This window comes from Streptomyces sp. NPDC006208 (assembly GCF_040613775.1).
In the GTDB taxonomy this organism is placed as follows: domain Bacteria; phylum Actinomycetota; class Actinomycetes; order Streptomycetales; family Streptomycetaceae; genus Streptomyces.
In genome coordinates, this window is the sequence record NZ_JBEXSW010000010.1 from 19,414 (window position 1) to 39,613 (window position 20,200).

The following is a 20,200-nucleotide window of genomic DNA, read 5'->3' on the forward strand; positions in this document are numbered from 1 at the left end:
TGGACGGATGAACCAACTGCAGGGGGACTGCTCGGACTGCTTCGGCCTCTGCTGCGTGGCGCTGCCCTTCGCCGCCTCCGCCGACTTCGCCGTGAACAAGCCCGCCGGGCGGCCCTGCGGCAATCTGCGGACCGACTTCGCCTGCGGCATCCACGACCGGCTGCGCGCCAGCGGCTTCCAGGGCTGCACCGTCTACGACTGCTTCGGCGCCGGACAGCAGGTCTCGCAGGTCACCTTCGGCGGTACGAGCTGGCGCCAGGCGCCGGACAGCGCCGAGCAGATGTTCGCCGTCTTCCCCGTCGTACGGCAGTTGCACGAACTGCTCTGGTATCTGACCGAGGCGCTGCGCCTGCGCGCCGCGCGGGAGGTGCACCCCGAGCTGCGGCGGCAGCGGGAGAGTGTCGAGGAGCTCACCCGGCTCGCCCCCGACGCCCTGCTGAAGCTCGATGTCGCGGCGCACCGCCAGGACGTCAACGTCCTGTTGCTGCGCACCAGCGAACTCGTACGCGCCGCGGTACCCGGGAAGAAGAAGGACCGCAGGGGCGCGGACCTGATGGGCGCCAGGCTGCGGGGCGCCGATCTGCGGGGCGTCAGTCTGCGCGGGACGTATCTGATCGCCGCGGACCTCACGGGCGCCGATCTGCGGCTGGCCGACCTCATCGGGGCAGACCTCAGGGACGCCGATCTGGCCGGGGCGGATCTGACCGGGTGCATCTTCCTCACCCAGCCGCAGGTGAACGCGGCCCGCGGCGACGCGGCCACCCGTCTCCCGGACGGGCTGACCCGCCCCGCGCACTGGTCGTGACGACCGGCGTCGCGGGACGGGCCAGGGGGAAGCTGATGCCGGGGCTCAGCCGATGGCGAGCGCCAGGACGCGGCTGTACGAGCCGTTGAACTTGTCGTGGTCGCCGACGATCGGCCCGGACGAGGTGTACTGCCACATCGTGTGGTAGGCCCAGCCGGCCGGCAGGGTGCCGGGTGTCGCGCTGTACCTGGCGATCCACAGCGGGTTGGTGGTGCCGAAGCCGCCGTAGTTGCCGGTGCACTGCGTCCACCAGCTGGTCGCCGTGTAGATCACCGCCGCCCGGCCCGTACGCACCTTGTAGCGGTTCAGGAAGGCGCGGATCCAGGCGACCATCTGGGACGGGGACTTGCCGTAACAGGCGGGGCCGTACGGGTTCCACTCGATGTCCAGTACGCCCGGCAGGGTCCTGCCGTCCCTTGACCAGCCGCCGCCGTTGTTGACGAAATAGTCCGCCTGGGCGGCGCCGGTGGCGGTGTCGGGGGTCGCGAAGTGGTACGTGCCGCGGATCAGGCCCGTCTTGTACGAGCCGTTGTACTGCTGGGTGAAGTAGGTGTTCTGGTAGTACGTGCCTTCGGTCGCCTTGACGTAGGCCCACCTGACGCCGATGTTCCGTAGCGCCGGCCAGTCGACGTTGCCTTGATGGCTGGAGACGTCGACGCCTGCCGTCTGCGCCACGCGGGTGCCAGGGGGAGCGCCGGCCTGGCCGTCATGGGCGATGACGCCCATGCCCAGATAGGCAGTGCCGCGCTTTGCCTTGGCGGCCGCCGCGGGCGTGGCCGTGGCGGGGAGGGTGAGGAGGAGGGACAGGGCTGCGAGGAGAGTGCCGACTGTCGCGAGACGCGACCGGCCGGTCGTTCCGGATCTGTGCACTGGCCTAGCGTGCCTCCGAAGATCTCGGTGGGCGGGATCTGACGAAGTGTCGACATGTCGTGGCGGATGCCTATGGTGTGGACATGCCATTCAGGAGGGCGGGGCGCGCCGTGCACGGCGGGGAAGGGGGACGGGATGCTGCCGCCGGTCCGAGCCTGCGAAATACTGACCCGGTTGCGGCTGTGCCGGCCGCCGGAAGAAACGCATCGGAACCGGGAAGCGCGCAAGGGGTGCTGACGTGCACGAAGGCGGTACGGGGAGCGACACCGGCCTGACGGACGGGGCTGGTGTGGACCGCGAATTTCTCGCACTGGAACGGGAGTTGGCCGTCTTTCTGCGCCGGGCCAGAGCGTCGTCCGGCGAGATGGCGCGGGAGGTCCACCCCGAACTCGAACCCGCCGCGTACGGGCTGCTGGTCCGGCTCGAAGAGGGCGGACCGCAGCGCGCCACCGAGCTCGCCGCCTACTTCGGCGTCGGCAAGGCGACGATGAGCCGTCAGCTCCACGCCCTCGAGGACCTCGGCCTGGTGGCCCGCGAACCGGACCCGGCGGACGGCCGGGCATCCCTCGTACGGCTCACCGACGAAGGGGTGACCCGGTTCCGCCATGTGCGCGACGCACGCCGCGACCGCTACATGAGCAAGCTCGCCGGCTGGGACCCCCGCGAGGTCGCGGAACTGGCGAGGCTCCTGCACCAGCTGAACGCCCGCGCCGGAACCTGACACGGCGGCCGCGCCACTGCGGCCGGCCCGTCACAGCTCCGCGAACACCGCCGTCGCATCGTCATGGAGCTTCCAGCGGATCACCTCGGTGCGTTCCTGCGCCGAGACCTCCAGTGCGCGCACCCGGCCGATCAGCGCCTCCGCCCCCTCCGTGCGCAGCAGGGCCAGGCAGTCGGACCAGTCGCCCTGCGCGAACATGTCCACCCAGCGCGACGCACCGTCCGTCAGGGCGGCGAGCGAGCGCACGGCGGTGCGTGGCGTACGGCCGGTCACCGCCCGCGCCGCCACCCCCGGGTCCGCGGCCGCTGTGAAGAAGCCGCCCTCGCTGTTGCGCAGCGCATCGGCCGCAGCGTGCGTGCGCAGCGCCTCACGCGGCAGCCGGTCCAGCCGGTCGTCCAGGACCGCCCGTACCGTCCCGTCCGGTGACTCGATGAGCAGCGTCGAGTCGGAGAGCACGAGGTGCTCGACGTCGTCCGCCGGTCCGCCCCAGCGCGCCAGGACCACCGTCGCCTGAGGAGTGCGCACGTGAGAAAGGTCACACGTGGTGCGGTGGGTGTCCGCGGTGCGCCTGATTGCCGTGGCGAGAACGTCCTGAAGTGTCAGGTCGGGGCGCGAACCGGACAGTTCGACCAGAGTGCCGCCGAGCCGGGCGGTGAACCACGCCACCGAATGCACACAACCGTCGTCGCCCTTCGGAGGTGTCACCCCGTCCAGCGTCACCAGCGTTCCGCCCTGGCCGGAGGCGGGCGTGGCCACCGCCGCCCAGTCCTCGTTGGGCCGTTCGGGCCCGCCGGGCGATGTTGCCAGTCCGATACGCATGATCCCAGTCTGCACGAGCCGTCCGCAGACCCCTCACAGTTGGGCATTTACGCCTGTATCAGCAGGTCAGGAGGGTTTGCCGGTCGAAGCGTCCGCCTTCCGTGAGCTGCGGGCGCGCATCCTGTCAAAGGCAGGGCGGAAGGTCCAACCCATCGCTCACGAGGCGCTCTGCGGGCCGTACGGAAAAGTTGTTTGCCAACTACTGAGTGTTGTTCACTCGTTCGGGTGGCGGAGCGGCCGATGCGCGCCTCCCTCCCAAAAGCACTGCAATGGTCGGAAGCCGTGCCAGGGGTGGGCCTCTCGCGTGTGACCGGTCGTCATCTCTGCTTCATGGGTGGACGAGTCGAGCAAGATTGCGAGCACCGGTGCAGAAGAAGCGGCCTCGGGGCAAGGACGGCATTCGCACGGAGACCCCGGGCGGCGTTCGGACAACGGCCCCGGCCACTGTCGTGGACCCCAACCAGGGCCCGGCACAGGCGGCCCGGGCGGGCTCGGACGTACAGACCCCCGGCGGCCGTCCCGTACGCGTACGCAGCCGCCTCGTCGCGGGTGTCGCTGCCGTGAGCCTCGTCGTCGTGGCCGCCGGCACCCCCGGCATCCTCGCCACCTCGGCCGAGCTGACCGAGTCCCAGCGGCTGGTCACCCTCGCAGCGCTCGACCGCCAGGCCGTCACCCTCGCGCACTCCCTCTCCGACGAACGCGACGAGGTCACCGCGTACATCGCGGCCGGCCGTGCGGCGCAGCGGGGCGACAAGAAGGACCAGCGGCGGATCTCCGACAGCCTCAGCGCCCGCGTCGACCGGCAGATCGACGAGATCCGCACCGCCGTTCCCGAGGACCATGCCGAGCTGCGCCACCATCTCGCCGGCATCCCCTCCGTACGCCGCACCGCGCTCACCGGCAAGGGCACCGCGATGGAGGCCCACCGGGCCTACGGCGACGTCATCGCCGCGCTCCACGCGCTCGCCGAAGAGCTCGCCGAGAAGACCCCGCCGCGCGCCGCCGGAGCCACCCGCGCCCCCGCCGACCTCGGCCTCGCCGTCGAGCGGGCGTCCGCAACCCGTGGTCTGCTGCTGGCCGCGCTCTCCGTACCCAAGCCGGAGAGCGTCACGACCATCGACCCGATCACCGGGCTGCCCGTGGAGAGCGAGGGTGAGGACTCCGGGGCCGACGCCCGCACGCGGGGCGCCCTCACTGCCGCCGCCCAGCAGGCACGGGTTCGCGAACTGGCCGCTCTCGCCGACTTCGACCAGGCCGCCGACAAGACCGCCCGCGACAAGCTGGCCGCCACGGTCACCGGTCCCGAGGTCAGGACCGCCGAGGGCTATCTCGCCCGCCTCACCGACCAGCCCGAGCTCTCGGACAGCGAGCGCGACACCGACCCGGAGAAGCTGGTGGCCGCGCTCACCGCGCGCATCGAGCAGATGCGCGGGGCGGAGACCGCGCTCGCCGCGGACCGGGTCGAGCGGTTCGAGCAACTGCGCGACGACGATGTCACCGCGCTCGAACTGCGGATCGCGCTGCTCGGCGGACTGGTGATCGTCGCCATCGGCGTGTCCGCGGCCGTCGCCCGTACGCTCACCCGCCCCCTCGCCGTCCTGCGCATCGGTGCCGCGCGGGTCGCCGCAGCGCCCGAGGCCGAGGATCCGGTCCGCTTCACCGGCCGCAACGACGAGTTCGCGCAGGTCGTCCGCTCCCTCAACACCCTGCACGGCAAGCTCCGCGACCTCGGCGCGCGCGCCGAGCGGCTCGACAGCGACCGTGCCGACCTGGCAGGCGCGCGCGACGCGCTCGCCGCCGACGTCGGGGCCGCACGCGCCGAACTGCAGGAGCACACCGGAGAACTCACCGCCGAGCTGGAGCGGTTGCGCCACACGGTCCACCACACGTTCGTCAATCTCTCGCTGCGCACGCTCGGACTCGTCGAGCGTCAGCTCGGCATCATCGAGAAGCTCGAGGCGCGTGAGCAGGACCCGGAGCGTCTCGCCACGCTCTTCAAGCTGGACCACATGGCCACCGTCATGCGCAGGCACAGCGAGAACCTGCTGGTACTCGCGGGCGCCGAGCACGGTCAGGGGCATGTCGGGCCGGTACCGCTCGTCGACGTGCTGCGCGCCGCGGTCAGCGAGATCGAACGCTACGAGCGGGTGGTCATCCAGTCCCTGCCGCCGCACGCCCAGATCGCCGGGTACGCCGCGGACGATCTGAGCCATCTGGTCGCCGAACTCCTCGAGAACGCCGCGTCGTTCTCTCCGCCGGACGCCCAGGTCGAGCTGTCGGGCTGGCTGCTGGAGAGCGGCGAGGTCATGCTCTCGGTCGAGGACGCGGGCATCGGCATGACGGCCGGACGCATCGCCGAGATCAACGAGCGGCTGCAGAACCCGAAGGCGTACGAGTCCCGGGCGGCCCACGAGGGCGAGGGACTCGGACTGCGGGTCGCCGGGCTGCTGGCCGCGCGCCACGGCGTACGGATCCAGCTGCGCGAGCACAAGCAGGGCGGCATCACGGCGGTCGTCGTCATCGGACAGGCGTTGCTTCCGAGCGGCCCGCCGGCCACCGCGGCGCAGTCGGAGCAGGGGGCAGGAACGGCGCCGGTGCTGAACCTGCCCGGGGCGGTGGCCGAGGCGAACTCCAACGCACTGCCCGGACCCCGGCGACCGGACCCCGCCTCCGCCGACTGCGACGTGGTCGCGGCCGGGGCAGCGGAGCCGGAGCCTGCGGCGACGGACGAGGACGAGGACGCGGAGCCGGGCGCCGACGCCGTCCCGGACCCGGCCCCCGCCGCGGAGGCGGAGCGGGATGTGGACGAGGCGCCGGAAGCGGAGCTTGCTCCGGCCGCCGGGCCGGTGGCTGCGGAGGATCCGTTCGTGGCTGCTGCCGAGCGGGCGATCCGTGCCGCGGAGGCGGAGCGGGATGTGGACGAGGCGCCGGAAGCGGAGCTTGCTCCGGCCGCCGGGCCGGTGGCTGCGGAGGATCCGTTCGTGGCTGCTGCCGAGCGGGCGATCCGTGCCGCGGAGGCGGAGCGGGACACCCCCGAGCGGACGCCCGACGCCGCATCGCACACCGCGGGGATCGACCAGGAGACCTTCTCGATGCGGCTGCCCCAGCAGCGCGAGCAGACTCCTGAGCCCGAGCCGCAGTCCGAAGCACCGGACGCGAGCGCGCCCGTCGGGGACCGTGTCACCGACAAGGGGCTGCCCAAGCGCACGCCCAAGCCCGTCCAGCCCGCCGCCGGGCCCGGCGAACGCACCGGCAGCACCGATGCCCAGGACCTGCGACGCAGACTCGGCGGCTTCCATCAGGGCGCGAAGGACGGCCGCCGCGATGTCGAGGCGGAGCTCGCCCGGAACGGCGCCGAGACCCAGAACCAGCAGGAGTCCGAAGCGGAATCGGGGGACAACGTCGAGGAGGCACGCAGTTGACTGCGATCGGCACGTACGGCCTGAGCACCGAAGCCCGCAATCTTCACTGGTTGCTGGGCAACTTCGTGGAGGAGGTGCCAGGAGTGCGCTCGGTTGCCGTCGTCTCGTCCGACGGCCTGTTGCTGCTCTCGTCGGACCCCGTCCAGAACGCAGCCCCGGTCGCAGCCGAACGCCCGCAGAGCCCCAGAGGCTCCAGCGCGGACCTCGCCACCGTCGTCTCCGGCATCGCGAGCCTGACCCACGGCGCCGCCGGGCTCATGGACGGCGGTGGCGTCAAGCAGACCATGGTCGCAATGGACGACAGCAGCGTGCTGGTGATGACGATCAGCGACGGTTCGCTGCTCGGTGTGCACGCCACCCCGGACTGCGACATGAGCGTCGTGGCCTACCACATGGCCCTGTTCGTCGGCCGTGCCGGACACGTTCTCACCCCCGAACTCCGCAGCGAGCTGCGCACATCGTTGGAGAGCGCCCAGTGACGACCGCCGCCGAACCCTTCCCCAGGCTCCCGGTACGCGGCGCGGGCAATCGGCCCGCCCGGGTCCGTCCGTACTCGCTCACCGGCGGCCGCACCCGTTTCGGCCATGTGCTGCTCGTCGAGACGTTCGTCGCCGCGCTCGAAGCGGCCCCGGAGCGCAAGGAGCTGCCGGCCGGCTCCCTCTCACGCGTCATGCCCGAGCTGCGGGCCATCGTCGAGCTGTGCCGTCGCATGCGTACGGTCGCCGAGATCTCGGCGCTGCTGAAGATGCCTCTCGGCGTGGTCCGGGTGCTGCTCAGCGACCTGGCGGACCAGGGAAAGATCCGTGTCTTCGGGACGGGCCACGGCACCGGCCAGCCCGACCGTGCGCTCCTCGAAAGGGTGCTCGGTGGACTCCGCCGCCTCTGAGACGCTCGCCACCGACACGCTGATCGCGCAGCCGCTGTCCGATGAGGTCCCGCAGCTCGAAGAGAAGCTGCAGGCATGGCAGTTGGACACCAGCAGAGCTCCCACCGCGGCCAAGGTGATCGTCGCGGGCGGCTTCGGTGTCGGGAAGACGACCTTCGTCGGCGCCCTCTCCGAGATCACGCCGCTGCAGACCGAGGCGCTGATGACCCGGGCCGGCGAGGAGACCGACGACCTCACCGCCACCCCCGGCAAGCGCACCACCACGGTGGCGATGGACTTCGGCCGGATCACGCTCGACGACGACCTGGTGCTGTACGTCTTCGGGACCCCCGGCCAGCAGCGCTTCTGGTTCATGTGGGACGACCTGGCGCGCGGCGCCATAGGTGCGATCGTGCTTGCCGACACCCGGCGGCTGGCGGACTGCTTCCCGGCGCTCGACTACTTCGAGAGCTGCGGGCTGCCGTACATCGTCGCCGTCAACCACTTCGAGGGAACGACCGCATACGAGGCCGGGGACGTACGGGAGGCGCTGACCGTGCCGCCGCACGTACCCGTGGTGATCATGGATGCCCGTAGCCGGATCGCGGTGATCGAGGCGCTCCTCGCGCTCCTCGCCCGTGCCCTCGAAGCCACCCCCGAATAGCTGATCGACGAAAGAGCACCAGCCATGCGGAAGATTCTCGTAGTCGGCGCCGGGCAGTCCGGCCTCCAGCTCGCCCTCGGCCTGCAGTCGCAAGGCTACGAGGTCACGCTGATGTCCAACCGTACGGCGGACGAGATCCGGTCCGGCCGAGTCATGTCCACGCAGTGCATGTTCCACACCGCGCTCCAGCACGAGCGCGATCTCGGCATCACCTTCTGGGAGACCCAGGCTCCGAGGATCGAGGGCGTCGGCGTCTCCGTCGCCGCCCCCGACGCGTCGCGCGCCATCGACTGGGTCGGCAAACTGGACGGCTACGCGCAGTCCGTCGACCAGCGCGTGAAGATGGCAGGCTGGATGGAGACCTTCGCCCAGCGCGGCGGTCAGCTCGTCATCCACGGCGCGGCCGTCTCCGACCTGGACTTCTTCTCCCGTACGTACGACCTGGTGCTGGTCTCGGCCGGCAAGGGCGAGCTGGTCTCGATGTTCGGCCGGGACGCGTCCCGCTCCCCGTACTCCGAGCCGCAGCGCGCCCTTGCCGTCTCCTATGTCCACGGGCTCGGCCCGCGTCCCGAGCACCCCGAGTTCGACGCGGTGCGCTGCAATCTGGTGCCCGGCGTCGGTGAACTGTTCGTGATGCCGACCCTCACCACGTCCGGCCGCGCGGACATCCTGTTCTGGGAGGGCATTCCGGGTGGCCCGCTCGACGTCTTCCAGGGTGTCAAGGACCCGGCCGAGCATCTCTCCCTGACGCTTGAGCTCATGGAGAAGTTCACGCCGTGGGAGTACGCACGGGCCACCAGGGTCGAGCTGACCGACGCGGGCGGTACGCTCGCCGGCCGGTACGCCCCCACCGTCCGCAACCCCATCGGCCGGCTCCCCGGCGGGGGTCTGGTCCTCGGCGTCGCCGATGTCGTCGTCGCCAACGACCCGATCACCGGTCAGGGCTCCAACTCGGCGTCCAAGTGCGCGGCCTCGTATCTGGCGTCGATCGTCGAGCGGGGCGAGAAGCCGTTCGACGAGACCTGGATGCAGGCCACGTTCGACCGGTACTGGGACACGGCGCAGCACGCCACCAAGTGGACGAACGCGATGCTCGGCGTCCCGCCCGAGCACGTGCTGCAACTGATCGGTGCGGCCGGTCAGCTGCAGCCGGTCGCCGACCGGTTCGCGAACGGGTTCAACAACCCGGCGGACTTCGAGGACTTCTTCTACGACCCCGACAGGACGGGCGCGTACCTCGCGGAGGTCGCGGACGCTCCGCGCGCCTGAGGGGAAAAGGTGGGGGCGTCCGCCCGCTCGGACGCCTCTACTCCCGCGCTTGCTCGACCGTCTGCCCGTCCGCGTCCCGCTCCTTGCGGGCCCCGGTGTCGAGGCCCTTGTCCGGTCCGGTCGTCGCGCCGTCCGGCAGCCTGGGCGGGGTGTAGGACGCGAGTGCCCGGCCGGCCGGGTCAGGGCGGACCGCACCCAGCAGCGGGTTCGCCGCGATGGGGGAGGCCTTCACACGGCCGCCGGGGCGGGGGGCGTGAATCACCGTGCCGTTGCCCAGATAGACGGCCACGTGGGTGGCCTCGGGGAAGTAGATCACCAGGTCGCCGGGGCGAAGTGACTGCAGCGGCACCTTGGGCAGCTCCGCCCACTGCTCCTGGCTGGTGCGGGGGATCGTGCGTCCGGCTCTGGCCCACGCCTGTGAGGTGAGGCCCGAGCCGTCGTACGTGTCCGGGCCCTCCGCCCCCGAGACATACGGCTTGCCGATCTGCTGTACGGCGTACTTCATTGCCGCACTGCCCTGCGCGGACGGCGTGTGCTCGGCGTCCAGCAGGCCGGTGGCCAGCAGCTTCGCCTGCGCCTCGGCGGTGTCGGACTCCTCCTTGGCGGACAGGGCGGCGATTTCGGCGGCGGAGAGGGAGGCGAGCATCTCCTCGACCGCCTTCAGCCGGGCGGCGGCCGTTCCATAGGCCTGCCTGTGCCGGGCCGCGAGGAGCAGTTCCTTGTCGAGCGCCTTGCGCGCGGCGGTCGCGAGCATGTCCGCACGACGGGCGCCGGCCTGAAGCCGACTCATGGTGGCCAGCCGGCTGTTTGCCGCCCGTTCGATGAGATGGCCCTGGTCGAGGGCGCTCTGCGGGTCACGGGCGAGGAGGAGCTGGAGGTAGGAGGACAGGTCGGAGTGCCCCCGGTACTGCTCTCGGGCGAGTTGCCCTGCGGCGCTGCGGCTGTCGTCGAAGGCGTGCCGCGCGTCGGTGAGTGCGCGGCCGAGGTGCGCCGCTGCGGCGCGCTGCTTCGTGAGGGCCTGCTCGGCGGCGTTGACTGCCTCGCCGGCCTCTTCGGCGCGGCGGTACAGGTCCTGGAGCCGGGTGAGCATGCCCGAGACGGTGGAGAGCGCGGGGGCTCCCTGGGCAGGCCCGGCGGGCGCCGCGGGCTTGGCGGGGTCGGCGGAGCCGGTGGGCTTGGCGGGCTTGGCCGGGTCGGCGGAGCCGGTGGGCTTCACGGCCTTCACGGGGCCGGCGCCTTCGGCCGCTTCCGCCACTTCCGCCGTGACGTCCGGGGGTTGCTCGTCGGCCGGTACGGCGGACGCCGGCCCGGCGGCGATCGCCGTGACCGCGACCACCGCCGCCGTGCACACCGTACGGATCAGCCTGCCGTTCACGATGCCTGACACCTCGTCACCTCCCGTGGTGAGGTGGGCCGTCCACTCTCACGGCCAGAGCATGCGGGCGCACCGCCGCGCGGGCGCGGCGGGTGGTCGGTTCAGCGCAACATGGTCACTCGTCTGAGGGTTCGTCAGTCCACGGGGAGCGAGTAGAACGTCCGGCCCCGCCGTACGACGATCCGGTCCTCGCCGCCGGCCAGCGGCACATAACGGGGCGCGGCCTGCGGGTTCTCGGCGTCCCGCGTACCGGCCTCCTGGAACTTCCACAGCCGCCGGCCGTCGCGCGCCGCGAAGGCGGTGAGCGCCGCGGCATCGCCGGCGAACACGGTGCGGCCGCTGAGGCTCAGCGCGGTCTGCGGGATCTCGCGCCAGGCGGGCGTCTCGGTGGACCGGCTCCACAGTGCCCGTCCCGTCGCGATGTCGACGGCGCGCACCTCCTGGTAGCGGTTGGCGGCGTACAGGGCGGGGCCGCGTACCGTGGCCGTACCGTAGGCGAACACACCCTTCTCGCCCGGCGTTTTCGCGGCGGGCACGCGCCACAGCCTCTTGCCGTTGCCGCTGTCGTACGCATGCAGCTCGCCGCCCGCGGCGCCGAACAGCTTGCCGCCCGTGTCACCGGCGACGGAGGCCGTCGGCCCGACCCCGGTGAGTGCGACGGACTTGAGGGCCTTGCCGGTGGCGCGGTCGAAGCCGAGCAGGACGGACCCGCCCTTGGCCCGCTTGGACTGGGCCGGGGTGAGGGAGCGGCCGTCCTGCCGTACGAGGATGCTGTCGGCGCGTGCGGCGACCAGTTCATAGCGGGGTCGGTGCGGGGCCTTCCCCTCCGGTACGCGGGCGCGCCACAACTGCTTGCGGGCGGCGGCGTCGTAGGCGATGACGTACGCCTCCCGGACGGTGACCTTCTTCTTGCGCTTCTTGACCTTCCGCTCGACGGACCTGGAGACATGACCCGTCAGCCAGACGCTGGTGCCGTCCGCACCGATCACACCCTCGACGGCCAGGCTCTCGCCGGGCTCGGCGAAGGTGCGCTCGGCGACCTTGTGGGCGACCTTCCCGTCCTGCGCGGCGATCCACAGGAGTTCGTCCCCGGCATGGACGAGACAGAGCCGGTCGTCGACCGGCACCGCGCGGGAGCCCGAGGCAGCCTCGGGCACGGCCCAGAGCCGCCGCCCCGTGCGCAGATCCACGCCCGTGGCCTGCTTGCCGTCGGTCAGCAACAGCACCCGGTCGCGCCACACCGTGGCCCCGGCCGGCTCCTCGGGATGCTCGTACCGCCAGGCCGGCTCCGGCGCCAGCCCGGCCATCCGGGTACGCCGGGGCGCGGGCGGCTGCGGGGCGGGCGCGGCCTTGTCGTCCCCGGCGGCGACGGCGTACACGCCACCTCCGCCGACGGCGAGCCCGGTGACCCCGGCTGCCACGGCCACAAGGAGTCCACGCCGGGACGGCGGGAGGACCGTGGGGACCCCACCCGACAGGCTCGGGGGCGCCGGCGGAACCGAGGGCGGGCCCGCGGCGCGCCGCACGACGAGGGTCGCGGAGTCCGTGACGCCTCCGGCGGCGCCCCCGAAGCCGTGGCCGGCAGCAGGCGCGGCCGGGAGCGCGTTCCGGCCTTGCGTCGGCAACGGAGCCCGGTCCGCTCCGGTGGGGTGGGCCTGGCCGGACACAGCCGGCGCGGGTGCGGTGTGTGCCGAAGCCGTGGTGTCGGTGGGCGTGGCGTGGCCGGCGCCGTTGCCGTGCGGGTGGGCGTCCTGGCCCGCTGGGCCGTACGCCGGCGCGTTGCCGCCGACCGGCCCGGCCGGAGGCGCGTCATCTGCGACGAACGGCCCCGCCACCGCGCCGGGGGCGGGCGATGTCCGGCCCTGCGCCGGGACGAGCGAGGCCGTGGGCGCCGTGCTGCTGTTTCCGGGCCCGCCCGAGCCGAGGGGGTCGTGCTGCGTGCCACCGGTTGCGCCCGCACCGCCCGATCGCAGGGCATCCGCCTGTGCCGCCTGGGCGGCCAGCGCGGCCGACAGCGGCTGGGGCAGCCAGCCTCCGCGGGCCAGAGCCGCCGCGCCCTCCAGGGCCAGATCCGCCGCCACCGTGCCCGCCGTCGGGCGGTCCTCGGGCGACTTGGACAGGCAGCGGGCGGTCAGAGGGCGCAACTCGTCAGGAACGGCGCCGAGTTCGGGTTCGCCGTGCGCGATGCCGGCGGCGTCCGCCAGCGGTGCCGTGCCCGTCGCCGCGTAGGCCAGCAGCAGGCCGAGGACGAAGATGTCCGACGCCGGGCCGGGTTCCGCTCCGGTCGCCTGCTCCGGTGTCAGATACCCGAGCTGTACGGACAGTTGTCCGCCTGGACGGGCCTGGGCGACCGCCGCCGCGCCCAGCGCGCCGTACGCGGCGAGCCGCGGCCCGTCCGCCGTCAGCAGCACCGTGTCCGGTGCGAGACCGTGCAGCACCGTGCCTGTCGCGTGCACCCGGGACAGGGTCTCGGCCAGCCCCGCGCCCAGTATGCGTACCGTCCGCTCGGGCAGCGGACCGGCGAGCGCGATCGCCTCGCGCAACGTCAGCGCCGGGACGTATGCGCTCGCGGTCCACAGCTCCTGCCCGTCCGTGGCCGTGGCCATCGCGAGCGGCTCGGGTACCCAGCCTCCGGCCAGACGTTCCGCCGTCCTGGCCTCCGCCGCGAAACGCCGTCGGAAGGCGGGCACGGCGGCCAGCTCCGGGCGTGCGGCCGAGACGACGACAGCCGTATCGCCGGAGCCGGCACGGGAGTCGGAACCTGATCCGGAAGCGGCGCCGGACGCCAGGTAGTGCACGGCGCTCGCCGACTCCCGCAGTCGTGCCAGCGTGGTGTACGCCCCGATCCGGCGCGGATCGTCCTGCTGCAGCGGCTCCATGCGAAGCTCCCCCCTGGTGGCACGGTCGACCGTGATCCTAATTCGGCGCCGGACACCACCGCGAGGCGCGGTCCCTACCCCGGTGGCTGCGACTTCGGTTTCGACCAGGGCCACTTGAGCTCGCGGCGCTCCACGCCCTCCGGCGCGTACGCGTACTTCCAGCCGCGCTGCAGCCCGAGCCGCTTGGTGTAGCCGAAGGGCACGCGCTTGTACGCGTACACGACGGGCGGGGAGCCGTCGTCCTGCGGCACGGGGACCTGGTACCACTTCGGCGGGTGGCCGGTCGGGCCGACCATCACCGGCAGCACCCGCCCGTCCAGCGGTCCGCCTTCGAAGGGGGTGTTCTCGCTCTTCACCGCTCCAGTGTCACAGCCTTCACCGGGCCGGCGTCACAGCAGACCTGTGCTGTCGCCCAGCACGGGCCCCAGCCTCCGGGCGAGCAGGCCCACGGGACCGTCCGTGCTCTCCTGCGCCATCAGGCCCGTGATGATCCCCGCCGTCTCCTCGTCCGTTGCCGCGGTCGCCGCCAGCAGCGCGATCAGATGGTCGATGAGCCAGTCCCGCAACTCGTCGGTGGCCGGCTGCTTGCCCTCGTCGAGCCAGATCAGGGACGCCGCCTCGACGGCCGCGATCCAGGTGCGCACCATCATCCGCAGCCGGGATCCGGGGGCCGCGACGCCGAGGTGGACGAGTATCTGGTCGGCCGCGGCCCTGCGCACCTCGTCGACGATCGTGCTCGTACGGGAGGTCTCGGCGACGCTCCCGCCGCGCAGCAGCGCGCTGAACCCTGCGTCGTGCTCGTCGACGAACGCGAGATAGCGGTCCAGGACGCGCGAGAGCCGTTCGGTGGGCGGCCCGGCCGCCGGCTCTGCGAACCGGCTCTCCAGCTGGTCGGCGGCGGAGCGCAGCGCCGTCTCGTACAGCTGCTGCTTGCCGCCGGGGAAATAGCGGTAGACGAGCGGACGGGACACCCCGGCCGCCTCCGCCACATCGTCGAGGGAGACCTCCTCCGGCGGCCGGTGCGCGAAGAGCGTGAGCGCCGCAGCGAGCAGTTGCGTGCGGCGCTCCTCGACGCTGAGCCGTCGGTACGCGCGGGTCGCGGGAGCGGGACTGGTCATGCTTCGCAGCGTAACCGCGTGGGCCGGGCATCCGTACTTTTCTCCGATGATGCGTCCGGCGACGCGCCCGGAGGCTCGCCCGGTGGTACGTCCGGTGACGCGTCGGTCAGGCAAGGAGCCCGGAGCTCTTCCAGAGCTTGCGGCCGGGCCCCCGCAGCACCCCGATGTCGTCCAGGAAGTCGGTCAGGCGCTTGGCCCCGGACTGCATCACCTCGCGCCGGTGCCCGCTCGCCCTGACCTGGGCGACCGCCTCGCGGCGGTCCAGACCGACGTTGTCGTACACCGTCGGATTGACGAAGCAGACGGAGAAGACACGCGCCGCCTCACCGCAGCTGATCCGGGTGAGCTCCTGCTCCCACCGCGGCGCGGTCACCATCTGGCGGCGCAGCTCCTCGCGGGCGTACCGCACATGGCGCGCCTCCTCCACCACGTGGATACGGGTGACGCCGCGCACCAGTGTCTGCACCCGCTCGTCCGGGAAGGTGAGGCGCTGCATCCAGTCGAGGATCTCCTCGCCGAGCAGTGTCGCCGCGAACGATCCGGGCGTGGTGGATATCGTCTTCAGGACGCGTGCGAGGTTGTGGTAGACGCGCGGCACCTGGTACGCCGGGGCACCGCCCTTCTGGATCATCCGGGCGAACATCATCGAGTGCCGGCACTCGTCGGCGATCTCGGTCAGCGCATAGCGGACATGATTGCTGGTCAGGGGCTTGTCGTAGATGTGGCGTACCAGCAGCTGCATCAGGATGATCTCGAACCAGATGCCGAGCGAGGCGAGCGAGGCGGACTCGTGACGCGACAGCTCCAGGCGCTGCTCCTCGGACATCCTGTGCCACAGGGGCGTGTCGTAGAGGGAGAGCAGCTCCGGCGGCCAGAACCACTTGCCCTCCTCGAGCGGGGAGTCCCAGTCGAGTTCCTTGTCGGGGTCGAAGGAGTGCTTGGCGGAGGATTCGAGCAGGCGTGCGGCGACCTGCTCACGGTCCCGGAGCGGGCCGAGTGCGTCGCGGAGCAGCTGCACGTCGCGTTCGGACACGGTTGTCATGACTGAGGGCACCTCGCGGGTGGGATTACCGGTGTCAGGGTTATGAGACTCCCTGTCAGTAACATCGTCAATCCCTTGTGCGCGACTTGTTGACTATCCGTCTACCAACGTGTGAGCCTGCCAACTGTCCTTGTGTGCAAGGGATACGAGGCGAAGGAGCCGCCTGTGTCGACCCAAGATCGCTACATGCACCCGCCCGAGCGCCCCCTCTGGGAGGTCCCGGCGTCCGGCTCGGCGCGTTTCAGCTGGGAGTACGAAGACGGCCGGGACCGCCTCCTCGCTCTGTACCAGAAGGGCAAGGACAAGCAGTGGGACGGCCAGAAGCGCATCGACTGGGACCTCGAGGTCGATCCGTACGACGCGCTCGGCACGCCGGACGAGGTCCTCACCCTCTACGGCACCCGGTACTGGGCCAAGTTCACCGACAAGGACAAGGGCGACCTGCGCCGGCACTACACGTCCTGGCAGTTCAGCCAGTTCCTGCACGGCGAACAGGGCGCCATGGTGTGCGCGGCGCGGATCGTCGAGTCGGTGCCGGACCTGGACGCCAAGTTCTACTCCGCCACCCAGACCATGGACGAGGCCCGGCACGCCGAGATCTACAGCCGCTTCCTGCACGAGAAGATCGGGATGCTCTACCCGATCAACGACAACCTTCAGGGGCTGCTCGGCGACACCCTGCGCGACTCCCGCTGGGACATGCCGTACCTCGGCATGCAGGTGCTGATCGAGGGGCTCGCGCTGGCCGCTTTCGGCATGATCCGCGACACCACGGACAAGCCGCTGCCCAAGCAGATCCTCGCGTACGTCATGCAGGACGAAGCCCGGCATGTCGCCTTCGGGCGCATGGCCCTGCGCGACTACTACAAGCAGCTCACCGACGCCGAGCGGCGCGAGCGCGAGGAGTTCGTGATCGAGGGCTGCTATCTGATGCGCGACCGGCTGCGCGGGGTGGAGGTGCTGGAGAACTTCGGCATCCCGAAGCGGGAGGCGGCAGAGCTCTCCGAGCAGTCCGAGTACCTGCATCTGTTCCGCAAGCTGCTGTTCAGCCGGATCGTGCCCTGCGTCAAGGACATCGGCCTGTGGGGTGAGCGGCTGCAGAAGGCGTATCTCGACATGGGCGTCTTCGAGATGGGTGACTCGAACCTCGACCTGCTGATGTCCCAGGACGAGGAGATCGCCGAGCAGCTCGACCGGGAACGGTTCGCGGCCGAGGAGCAGGCGCGGGTGGCGGAGGTCGAGGAGGCGATCGCGGAGGGTGCGGGCGCCTCCGGCTGACCGCGCATAAGCGTGTGCGTCGGACGGCGGGGCCCGGAAGGATGGCGGCCATGACCACCACCGACCCCTCCGTACCGTCGCCCGCCGGTCCGGCGGCCGCGCGCCGCAGTCTCGAAGCGCTCGCCCTCGGGGACGCGTTCGGCGAGCGCTGGTTCCCGCTCTTCCGCGACCGTGAGCAGGCGTACGAGGAGATCCGCGCGCGCCGCACCCCGCCCGAGCCGGACTGGCACTGGACGGATGACACGGCCATGGCGCTCGCGATCCAGCGCGTGCTGGACCTGCACGGCGAGATCGACCAGGACCGGCTCGCCGCCTGCTTCGCCCTGACGTACGAGGCCGATCCGGCGCGCGGCTACGGCCACGGCATGCACATGCTGCTGCCCCAGCTCCTGGAGGACCCCGCGAGCTGGCGCACCCTCGCCCCCGGGCTCTTCGACGGAGGCAGTCTCGGCAACGGTGCGGCGATGCGGGTGGCCCCGCTCGGCGCCTGGTTCCACGAGGATCTGGAACTGGTCGTCCGGCAGGCTGAGTTGTCCGCCCGGGTGACCCACGCCCATCCCGAGGGCGTGGCGGGCGCGGTGGCCGTCGCCACGGCGGCGGCACTCTCCGCACGCGGCGAGCTGACCATCTCCGAGGTCGCCTCCCGCACCCCGCCCAGCGCGGTCCGCGAGGGCCTGGCCCGTGCGGCGGAGCTGCCGTTGACGACGGAGCCCTGGAAGGCGTCGGACGTCCTCGGCAACGGCCAGAGGATCCGCGCGGACGACACCGTGCCCTTCGCGGTCTGGACGGCGGCCCGCCACCACGACGATCTGAGGGCCGCGCTCTGGTCCACGGCGGAGGGCTTCGGGGACGTCGACACGACATGCGCGATCACGGGCGGCATCGTGGGCGCGGCGACGGGCACCGAGGGCGTCCCACAGGAATGGCTGACCCGCCGTGAGGCACTTCCGGGCGGCTGAAAGGGGCTGAGAGGGGGGCTGGTCAACCTCGGGCCGTCGGTCCGTCTGCCGATCGAAGTCTTTCGCAAGAGGATGACGACCGGTCTCCCGTTCCCCGTCGACCTCGACCTGACCGTGGTCGACCGGCGGCGTCCCGCCAGTGGCCGAGCACGCCGTCAGGACGGCGGCGGGAACGACTTCCGCAGCGTGAACGCACGCTCTGTCGGCCCGTGTTCACGCACATGCAGCAGGCGTTCCTCGGCCTCGCGCACCGTCGGACGGTGGCCCGATTCCACCCACCACATCGTGGTCATGACCTCCTGCACCCGTTCGAAGAACTCGTAGCGCCGAGCCAGCAGTTCGCGGTGCGTGCCCTGGTACATGAACGCCGTCAGCGCATTCGTGTCGCGCCACACCGACATGTTCACCAGCAGCCAGTCGTCGCCGAAGACCCGGAGATCCGTCGCGTTGCCGGAGTCGTTCTGGAGCCGCCAGACGAAGCCGTCCGCGGCGTCGGCAACGGCGTTCACAGGGTCGAGATTGTCCACGAAATCCTTCAACTCCGGGGAATCCAAGGGATGTTTGAGACGGCCTATGTTCACCTGGGCGAGTTCGTAGGTCATGGCCGCACGATATTCAGCCCACGCTCCGCCGCCACCGCCATTTCGACCAGTGAGACGTCCGCGCCGCGCGCAGCCACCAGTTGCAGTCCGACCGGGCAGCCGTCGCTCGTGAAGCCTGCGGGGATGCTCGCCGCCGGGTGGCCGCTCAGGTTGAACGCCCAGGTCAGCGCAGTGGAGTAGAGATCACCAGGGCCCTCGTGACCGTGCGGCCGGTTGGGGGTCGCCGGGGTCAGCAGCAGGTCCGCCCCGGCGAACAGCCCGTCGAGCCGGCAGTCGTTCTCGGACCGCACCGCCGCGCCCGCCCCGGGCCGCCCCGCCCGCACCCGGGTCCACGCGTCCCTGGGGTCGAGCAGCGCACACCCCGCCCCCACCGTCCGTACGACACCCGCGGACTCCAGCCGCTCCACCGCCGCCCGCGCGACCGCCGCGACCTCCTGGTCCGTCGCCGCGAAGCCCAGATCCGCGGACCACACCGCCCGTAGCGGAAGCACAGGAGCCGCCGGCTCGTAGGCGTCCAGCACCGTGCGCAGATACCCGCGCGCGCCCTCCGCCGTGCGGGTCAGCACCCCCGCTGTGGCCAGGCCCGTCCGGTCAGGGGACGGCAGCAGACCGTGCGTCGTCTTCAGCCCGAAGACCCCGCACCAGGCCGCCGGGATCCGTACCGATCCCGCTCCGTCGCTGCCGGTCGCCAGGCCCACCATGCCCGCGGCGACCGCCGCCGCGGAGCCCGCGGACGAGCCGCCCGGCGTGCGGTCCGCCCGCCAGGGGTTACGGGTGGGCCCGTGCGCGCCGAGCCCCCACGTCTGCCAGTACGTGCCCGGCCCGGGCACAGCCGTCGATCCGACCGGTACCGCGCCCGCCGCGATCAGCCGCCGTGCCGCGTACGAGCGGATGCCCGACGGTCCCTTCACCGCGAACGGCAGCCCGGACAGGGGGAGTCCGGGGTCGGCGTCGCGCTCGCCGGACAGGGCGCGCTCTGCCCAGACCTCCGTGAAGGCGCTCAGCACCGGGTCGAGACGCTCGATCATCTCCAGTGTTTCCGGCACGTTCATGCCGTCAGTGTCCGGGTCCGGGCCGCCCAACCGCGTCGCCCACAGGCCCGCAGCATGCCGTCCCGCAGGTCACAAGCCACTTCCGAACCAGGCCCCAGCCGCGGCGGGTCGTCTTCGATCAGACGGTCGGGTCGGGCATGATCTCCCGGACCTCTTGCGCACAGCGGCACGCGGCAGCGATCTTGGCAGCCCACTCCAGCGCGTCCTCACGTGAGGGCACATCGATGATCGAGAACCCGCCGAGGACCGCCTTGGTCTCCGGATACGGCCCGTCGGTGACGGTCCCGTCGGTGGCCACGACGCTCGCCTGCTGCCTTTCCAGTCCACCACCGAAGACCCACACAGCGGCGTCCCGAGCCTCCCGCACCACCTCGAGCGAGGCCTCGACCACCTCGGGCAACTCCTCCTCGGAAAAGGTCATCGCGCCGTCATCGAACGAGATCAGGTACCGCGTCATACA

The 20,200-nt window shown here is 71.8% G+C and carries 19 protein-coding genes; 9 read left to right on the forward strand and 10 right to left on the reverse strand.

The features are described 5' to 3' along the window. Positions 1–7 precede the first annotated feature (7 nt). The gene (locus ABZ208_RS10065; protein WP_356909038.1) at positions 8–805 is read left to right on the forward strand and encodes a pentapeptide repeat-containing protein; all 798 of its coding nucleotides are present in this window, start codon (positions 8–10) and stop codon (positions 803–805) included. 45 nt (positions 806–850) lie between these two features. Here the strand turns inward: ABZ208_RS10065 and ABZ208_RS10070 are convergent, their stop codons facing one another. Beyond that, positions 851–1,675, reverse strand: coding sequence for a lysozyme (locus ABZ208_RS10070; RefSeq protein WP_356909039.1), 825 nt, complete (start codon positions 1,673–1,675; stop codon positions 851–853). A gap of 238 nt (positions 1,676–1,913) precedes the next feature. Here ABZ208_RS10070 and ABZ208_RS10075 point away from each other — a divergent pair, with 238 nt between their 5' ends. Then, positions 1,914–2,396 (forward strand): MarR family transcriptional regulator, encoded by a 483-nt coding sequence (locus tag ABZ208_RS10075; protein WP_356909040.1) that lies wholly within the window; start codon positions 1,914–1,916, stop codon positions 2,394–2,396. A 30-nt stretch (positions 2,397–2,426) separates the two neighbouring features. On the opposite strand, the gene ABZ208_RS10080 is transcribed toward ABZ208_RS10075, so the two are convergent. Further along, complete coding sequence (locus ABZ208_RS10080; RefSeq protein ID WP_356909041.1) at positions 2,427–3,215, reverse strand: hypothetical protein; 789 nt, start codon at positions 3,213–3,215, stop codon at positions 2,427–2,429. A gap of 365 nt (positions 3,216–3,580) precedes the next feature. On the opposite strand from ABZ208_RS10080, the gene ABZ208_RS10085 reads away from it, so the two are divergent. From ABZ208_RS10085 to ABZ208_RS10105, 5 genes are read left to right on the forward strand one after another with little or no spacing between them, the layout of a single operon-like run. Then, entirely contained in the window at positions 3,581–6,637 is a 3,057-nt protein-coding gene (locus ABZ208_RS10085) for a nitrate- and nitrite sensing domain-containing protein (RefSeq protein ID WP_356909042.1), read from the forward strand. Continuing rightward, on the forward strand, positions 6,634–7,116 hold the full coding sequence (locus tag ABZ208_RS10090; protein WP_356909043.1) for a roadblock/LC7 domain-containing protein: 483 nt from the start codon (positions 6,634–6,636) through the stop codon (positions 7,114–7,116). The genes ABZ208_RS10085 and ABZ208_RS10090 overlap by 4 nt, the downstream gene beginning before the upstream one ends. Next, a complete protein-coding gene (locus ABZ208_RS10095) occupies positions 7,113–7,523 on the forward strand; it encodes a DUF742 domain-containing protein (protein WP_356909044.1) in 411 nt (136 codons plus the stop codon). The genes ABZ208_RS10090 and ABZ208_RS10095 overlap by 4 nt, the downstream gene beginning before the upstream one ends. A 19-nt stretch (positions 7,524–7,542) precedes the next feature. After that, positions 7,543–8,166: an ATP/GTP-binding protein gene (locus ABZ208_RS10100; protein WP_328405561.1), complete on the forward strand. Its 624-nt coding sequence runs from the start codon at positions 7,543–7,545 to the stop codon at positions 8,164–8,166. Between the two features lie 24 nt (positions 8,167–8,190). Beyond that, positions 8,191–9,435: a styrene monooxygenase/indole monooxygenase family protein gene (locus ABZ208_RS10105; RefSeq protein WP_356909045.1), complete on the forward strand. Its 1,245-nt coding sequence runs from the start codon at positions 8,191–8,193 to the stop codon at positions 9,433–9,435. A 37-nt stretch (positions 9,436–9,472) separates the two neighbouring features. Here the strand turns inward: ABZ208_RS10105 and ABZ208_RS10110 are convergent, their stop codons facing one another. The 5 genes from ABZ208_RS10110 to ABZ208_RS10130 all read right to left on the reverse strand — a co-directional run bounded on the left by ABZ208_RS10110 (position 9,473) and on the right by ABZ208_RS10130 (position 15,849). Beyond that, a complete protein-coding gene (locus ABZ208_RS10110) occupies positions 9,473–10,822 on the reverse strand; it encodes a C40 family peptidase (protein WP_356909046.1) in 1,350 nt (449 codons plus the stop codon). Positions 10,823–10,944: 122 nt separating this feature from the next. After that, a complete protein-coding gene (locus tag ABZ208_RS10115; protein WP_356909047.1) occupies positions 10,945–13,689 on the reverse strand; it encodes a PQQ-binding-like beta-propeller repeat protein in 2,745 nt (914 codons plus the stop codon). A gap of 74 nt (positions 13,690–13,763) precedes the next feature. After that, positions 13,764–14,045, reverse strand: coding sequence for a hypothetical protein (locus tag ABZ208_RS10120; protein WP_356909048.1), 282 nt, complete (start codon positions 14,043–14,045; stop codon positions 13,764–13,766). 33 nt (positions 14,046–14,078) lie between these two features. Continuing rightward, positions 14,079–14,807 (reverse strand): TetR/AcrR family transcriptional regulator, encoded by a 729-nt coding sequence (locus tag ABZ208_RS10125; RefSeq protein ID WP_356909049.1) that lies wholly within the window; start codon positions 14,805–14,807, stop codon positions 14,079–14,081. A gap of 106 nt (positions 14,808–14,913) precedes the next feature. Then, the gene (locus ABZ208_RS10130) at positions 14,914–15,849 is read right to left on the reverse strand and encodes a diiron oxygenase (protein ID WP_356909050.1); all 936 of its coding nucleotides are present in this window, start codon (positions 15,847–15,849) and stop codon (positions 14,914–14,916) included. Positions 15,850–16,014: 165 nt separating this feature from the next. Between ABZ208_RS10130 and ABZ208_RS10135 the strand changes: the two genes are divergently transcribed. After that, positions 16,015–17,127, forward strand: a complete 1,113-nt coding sequence (locus ABZ208_RS10135) for a ferritin-like domain-containing protein (protein WP_356909051.1) — start codon at positions 16,015–16,017, stop codon at positions 17,125–17,127. 50 nt (positions 17,128–17,177) lie between these two features. Further along, positions 17,178–18,086, forward strand: a complete 909-nt coding sequence (locus ABZ208_RS10140; RefSeq protein WP_356909052.1) for an ADP-ribosylglycohydrolase family protein — start codon at positions 17,178–17,180, stop codon at positions 18,084–18,086. A 155-nt stretch (positions 18,087–18,241) separates the two neighbouring features. Here ABZ208_RS10140 and ABZ208_RS10145 read toward each other — a convergent pair whose 3' ends face one another. The 3 genes from ABZ208_RS10145 to ABZ208_RS10155 form a co-directional block, all read right to left on the reverse strand. Beyond that, the gene (locus tag ABZ208_RS10145; RefSeq protein WP_356909053.1) at positions 18,242–18,688 is read right to left on the reverse strand and encodes a DUF3291 domain-containing protein; all 447 of its coding nucleotides are present in this window, start codon (positions 18,686–18,688) and stop codon (positions 18,242–18,244) included. Next, the gene (locus ABZ208_RS10150; protein ID WP_356909054.1) at positions 18,685–19,740 is read right to left on the reverse strand and encodes an amidase; all 1,056 of its coding nucleotides are present in this window, start codon (positions 19,738–19,740) and stop codon (positions 18,685–18,687) included. Before ABZ208_RS10150 ends, ABZ208_RS10145 begins: the two co-directional genes overlap by 4 nt. Before the next feature lie 118 nt (positions 19,741–19,858). After that, the gene (locus ABZ208_RS10155) at positions 19,859–20,197 is read right to left on the reverse strand and encodes a YciI family protein (RefSeq protein ID WP_356909055.1); all 339 of its coding nucleotides are present in this window, start codon (positions 20,195–20,197) and stop codon (positions 19,859–19,861) included. Positions 20,198–20,200: the final 3 nt, after the last annotated feature.

What these genes read in the sequence shown, in the direction of transcription:
- ABZ208_RS10065 (WP_356909038.1), top strand. Translation starts at nt 8, where the DNA reads ATGAACCAACTGCAGGGGGACTGCTCGGACTGCTTCGGCCTCTGCTGC.
- ABZ208_RS10080 (WP_356909041.1), bottom strand. Translation starts at nt 3,215, where the DNA reads ATGCGTATCGGACTGGCAACATCGCCCGGCGGGCCCGAACGGCCCAAC.
- ABZ208_RS10105 (WP_356909045.1), top strand. Translation starts at nt 8,191, where the DNA reads ATGCGGAAGATTCTCGTAGTCGGCGCCGGGCAGTCCGGCCTCCAGCTC.
- ABZ208_RS10115 (WP_356909047.1), bottom strand. Translation starts at nt 13,689, where the DNA reads ATGGAGCCGCTGCAGCAGGACGATCCGCGCCGGATCGGGGCGTACACC.
- ABZ208_RS10125 (WP_356909049.1), bottom strand. Translation starts at nt 14,807, where the DNA reads ATGACCAGTCCCGCTCCCGCGACCCGCGCGTACCGACGGCTCAGCGTC.
- ABZ208_RS10130 (WP_356909050.1), bottom strand. Translation starts at nt 15,849, where the DNA reads ATGACAACCGTGTCCGAACGCGACGTGCAGCTGCTCCGCGACGCACTC.
- ABZ208_RS10140 (WP_356909052.1), top strand. Translation starts at nt 17,178, where the DNA reads ATGACCACCACCGACCCCTCCGTACCGTCGCCCGCCGGTCCGGCGGCC.
- ABZ208_RS10145 (WP_356909053.1), bottom strand. Translation starts at nt 18,688, where the DNA reads ATGACCTACGAACTCGCCCAGGTGAACATAGGCCGTCTCAAACATCCC.
- ABZ208_RS10150 (WP_356909054.1), bottom strand. Translation starts at nt 19,740, where the DNA reads ATGAACGTGCCGGAAACACTGGAGATGATCGAGCGTCTCGACCCGGTG.
- ABZ208_RS10155 (WP_356909055.1), bottom strand. Translation starts at nt 20,197, where the DNA reads ATGACGCGGTACCTGATCTCGTTCGATGACGGCGCGATGACCTTTTCC.